The organism is Bacillota bacterium (genome assembly GCA_040754675.1).
GTDB lineage: Bacteria > Bacillota > Limnochordia > Limnochordales > Geochordaceae > Geochorda.
Genome location: JBFMCJ010000382.1, coordinates 1 through 3,970, shown reverse-complemented (window position 1 = coordinate 3,970; position 3,970 = coordinate 1). Strand labels below are relative to the sequence as shown.

At 67.5% G+C, this 3,970-nt stretch carries 6 protein-coding genes; all 6 read left to right on the top strand.

Going from position 1 to position 3,970, the window contains the following annotated elements; all coding sequences use genetic code 11:
* Positions 1-620, top strand: a 620-nt coding sequence (locus AB1609_17315; protein MEW6048208.1) for a hypothetical protein, incomplete at its 5' end; no start/stop codon positions are given.
* Positions 511-1,368, top strand: a complete 858-nt coding sequence (locus AB1609_17310) for an ATP-binding protein (GenBank protein MEW6048207.1) — start codon at positions 511-513, stop codon at positions 1,366-1,368. The genes AB1609_17315 and AB1609_17310, both read left to right, overlap by 110 nt.
* A complete protein-coding gene (gene dnaN, locus AB1609_17305; GenBank protein ID MEW6048206.1) occupies positions 1,365-2,507 on the top strand; it encodes a DNA polymerase III subunit beta in 1,143 nt (380 codons plus the stop codon). The genes AB1609_17310 and dnaN overlap by 4 nt, the downstream gene beginning before the upstream one ends.
* Before the next feature lie 155 nt (positions 2,508-2,662).
* Positions 2,663-3,292, top strand: coding sequence for a hypothetical protein (locus AB1609_17300; protein MEW6048205.1), 630 nt, complete (start codon positions 2,663-2,665; stop codon positions 3,290-3,292).
* A gap of 14 nt (positions 3,293-3,306) precedes the next feature.
* Positions 3,307-3,552, top strand: a complete 246-nt coding sequence (locus tag AB1609_17295) for a hypothetical protein (GenBank protein ID MEW6048204.1) — start codon at positions 3,307-3,309, stop codon at positions 3,550-3,552.
* A gap of 22 nt (positions 3,553-3,574) precedes the next feature.
* Positions 3,575-3,829: a helix-turn-helix transcriptional regulator gene (locus AB1609_17290; protein MEW6048203.1), complete on the top strand. Its 255-nt coding sequence runs from the start codon at positions 3,575-3,577 to the stop codon at positions 3,827-3,829.
* Positions 3,830-3,970: the final 141 nt, after the last annotated feature.

Below are 3,970 nucleotides of genomic sequence, written 5' to 3'. Positions count from 1 at the left end.
AAGAGGGGCGTGCACGTGGTGCAGGGGTGCACGTGGCGCACCCCGGGGTGCACGTGGCGCACCCGAAGGAAGAGGGGCGTGCACGTGGTGCAGGGGTGCACGTGGCGCACCCCGGGGTGCACGTGGCGCACCCGAAGGAAGAGGGGGTGCACGTGGTGCAGGGGTGCACGTGGCGCACCCAACCTCCCGGAATCTCTAATAAGAATCCTCCTCATAAGAATCCTCCTCAAGAGGAGGAAATACCCAACGAGCTCGCGGCCTTCGACTCCGAGCTCAGACGGCTCCCCGGCTACCACCCGACGCCGGGCTTCTATCAGAAGGTCCTGGAGAAGTACGGGCAGCTCGACCTACTCGAGGAGGCCGTCGGAATCGCGAGCTGGTTCGACACGCCGAGCAAGCGGTTCAAGCCGACCCCACGCGCGGCCGGCCGGCAATGCAGCACCCTGTTCGTTCTGCGCTGGCTGGCCAGGTCGCTGGCCCAGCTCCAGGAAGACCACGGGAGGCCACGACATGATGCAGCGACTCGAGCGAATCGACTGGGCGCGGATCAGGGCCAACCTCGAGGCGAGGATCCCGGCCCTGGCGTCCATGGACTGGAACAGCGAGACACCATCCGATGACGAGCCGGCCTGCTCCACCTGCCGCGATGCCGGCTACGTCAGATACGACGTGCCGTACGACCACGAGGACTTCGGCAAGCTCACGCCGTGCCCCGCCTGCGGGCCGCGCCGGCGGCAGGAGCACCTGGCGAGGCTCGCACGTCGGATCAGCGAGCACGCCGGGCTCGGCGAGAGGCAGCGCTCGCTGACGCTGGACAACTTCGAGCCCTATCCCGGCAACGAGGCTGCGCTCGACGCCGCCAGGCGCTTCGTCGCCAGGGGCATCGACCAGGGCGCGTGGCTCGTGATCCAGGGCCGGGAAACCGGGACGGGCAAGACCCACCTGCTCGCGGGCATCGCCAACGCGGCCATCGCCCGCGGTATTCCGACCCTGTACAGCTACGTGACCGAGCTGCTGGACCACCTGCGCGCCGGCTACTCGCGGAGGGACGAGCCGGAGCCGGCCGACCTGGGAGACTTCGAGGAGCGGTGGAACCGCATCAAGTCAATACGGCTCCTGCTGCTGGACGACTTCGGCGCCCAGGTCGACCGGCCCTGGGTCCGCGAGCGGTTCGAGGCGTTGTTCGATGCCCGCCTCCGCGACGGTCTGCCCACGGCGATCACCACCAACCTCGTCGGCAGCGACTGGCTCAGGCTGTCCGACCGGATCCGCGATCGGTTCGACCGCTACGAGCCGGCCGCCGTCGTCGAGGTGCGGGCCATCAAGTATCGGATCTGGAAGCGGCATCAGACTGGAGGTGAATCGTGAAGCTTTCTTGCCTTCAAGAGAAGCTGGATAGGGGACTGAAGGTCGTCAGCAGGGCCGTTCCCACCAAGGGCACCCTGCCGCATCTCAGCAACGTCTTGCTGGCCACCGATCAGGGTCGCCTCAAGCTGGCGGCCACCAACCTGGAGGTCGCCATCAGTTGCTGGATCGGAGCCAAGATCGAGGACGAGGGATCCATAACCGTTCCCGCCAACCTGCTCGCCGAGTTCGTGCGCTCCCTGCCCAACGACCGCATCGACCTGACGCTCTCCGAGCGCAGCCGAACGCTCCACCTGCGCTGCGCCCGCTTCGAGGCCAACGTCAAGGGCATCGACGCCGAGGAGTTCCCAACCATACCCTCCGCGGGCGACGGCTTCCGGATCCAGGTGGACGCCGCCACCCTCCACGACAGCATCGCCCAGGTGGCCTTCGCCGCGGCGGCCGACGACAGCCGGCCCGTGCTGACCGGCGTCCTGGTCACCTTCAGCGGCGACACCATGACCATGGTGGCCGCCGACGGGTTCCGCATGGCGGTGAAGACGGCGACGCTCCCCTCCAGCGCGGAGCACGACGCCAGCGTCATCGTGCCGGCGCGAGCGCTGCGGGAGCTTGGCCGGATCGTGGCCGACACGGAGGAGCCGGTGGAGGTCTCCCTAACCCCGAACCGCAACCAGGCCCTCTTCAGGGTCGGCAACGTGGAGCTGGTGTCCAGGCTGATCGAGGGGCAGTTCCCCGACTACAAGAAGATCATGCCGCCCCCCAGCCCCAACCGGGTCATCGTCAGCACCGGGGAGTTCCTCAACGCCAACCGCGCTGCCTCCATCTTCGCGCGAGACAACTCCAACATCGTGCGGCTGCAGTTCACGCCGGGGGAGGAGGGGCTGACGCCGGGCAAGATGACCATCACGGCCACCAGCGCCGAGGTCGGCGACAACGTGGGCGAGATCGACGCCAGTGTGGCCGGCCAGCCGCCGCAGATAGCCTTCAACTGCCGCTACCTGGACGAGCTGTTGAAGGTGCTGGAGAAGAGCTCGCAGCTCTCCCTGGAGGTCACCTCCTCCTCCAGCCCCGGAACCTTCCGGCCGGTGGGAGACGAGCAGTACCTCCACGTCATTATGCCGATGTGTCGGGACCGACCATGAGCGTGGCGATAGAGGCGACCCCTCGGGCGGGTCCCGAGACCTGCCGGCCTCGACGGCGGCGGCTGAAGACAATCTGCACCTGCGGCGCGTGCAAGTCGTGCAGGCTCCGCCGTGCCTGGACAGAGGGCAAGTTCGACAATCGCCGCCGGACTCCGATGTGGGACGAGTGGACGCCCGCGGAGGAGCAGCTCCTCTGCCAGCTCGCCGGCACCATGGACCTGGGCGAGATCGCCCGGATCCTGAGCGAACGCTTCGGGGTGCCCCGCACGCGGAACGCCGTGGACGTCCGGTGCCAGCGGCTCGGGGTCTCGCACTGGGCGAAGGGAATGAGCCTGACCGAGATGGAGAGGCTCTTCGGACTCGACCACCGGGCCATCGTGCGGCATTGGGTCGACACCGGCCTCCTCGCGGCCCGTCGCTGGTCGGGCCGGGGCCCACACCCCGGCTGGTGGTTCGAGCCGGCCGACGTGGAGCGCTTCATCCGCGAGCATCCCTGGGCGTATGACTGGACGCGAATGAAGCGCGGCCACCGGCTCACCCGCCTGGCGGAGGTGGTCAACCGCGCCGATCCGTGGTTGCCGTATGAGCAGCTCCGGCGCTACGTGGGCATCGCGAAGGTCAACCTGGACCGGTGGCGCCGGCGGGGACTGGTGCCCCACAAGCGCCGGCCCGGAGCCGGCGGCTACGGCCAGATCGTCATCCGGGCTCGGGATTTCAGGCCGATCAAGCAGGCGATCGAGCGGGCCCGGGCGGAGGCGCGCCGGGCGCGATCCGGGAGCGCATGATGAGAGAGGTGAGGATGGACATTCAGTTTACTCGCGGTCGGCTGACGGCAGTCTCGCGCATCCTTCAGGAGGCGAAGAACACGCTCATGTACGACGCGGATTGTGTCTCGGTAGCGTGCCGGGATGAGTACTGTGACGATCCAGAGTGGCAGGTGATAGCCACCCGGCTCATGGAGGCCGCTGCCGATATCCAACGTGCCCGAGAGGACGTTGAGGAGGCAAACACCCGGCTGTGGCAGCAATACCTGCATGGTAACTGACACACACACGGAGGCCTACCAAATGGGTGACAAGGTCGGAGCATCGATTCCCACATACCGCGAGCAACGCGGCTGGAGCCTCAGCGAGTTGAGCCGCCGCAGTGGAGTGTCCAAGGGATATTTACACGAGCTGGAAAGGGGGGACGCAGAGCCGACGGTTGGCACGTTGAGCAAGCTGGCTGCCGTCGTCGAGGTGCGGGCCATCAAGTATCGGATCTGGAAGGGGCATCAGGCGGCGACCCGCGTCGCCGGACAAGACACCCTGATGGGAGGATGAGATGACGACTGAGGCCAACGAGAGAATCGAGATCAGCGCCGAGGACAGGGAACGCTATCCGGTCCCGGGCGACTCGGCGTTCCAGGGCGAGGACGACGGCGAGAAGCGGGACTTCATCGTGTCCGCGGACCTGGCCATCCG

Bases quoted from the DNA above. Each gene is read 5' to 3' on its own strand.
- AB1609_17310 (MEW6048207.1), top strand. From the start codon at position 511: ATGATGCAGCGACTCGAGCGAATCGACTGGGCGCGGATCAGGGCCAAC.
- AB1609_17300 (MEW6048205.1), top strand. From the start codon at position 2,663: ATGTGGGACGAGTGGACGCCCGCGGAGGAGCAGCTCCTCTGCCAGCTC.
- AB1609_17290 (MEW6048203.1), top strand. From the start codon at position 3,575: ATGGGTGACAAGGTCGGAGCATCGATTCCCACATACCGCGAGCAACGC.
- AB1609_17295 (MEW6048204.1), top strand. From the start codon at position 3,307: ATGGACATTCAGTTTACTCGCGGTCGGCTGACGGCAGTCTCGCGCATC.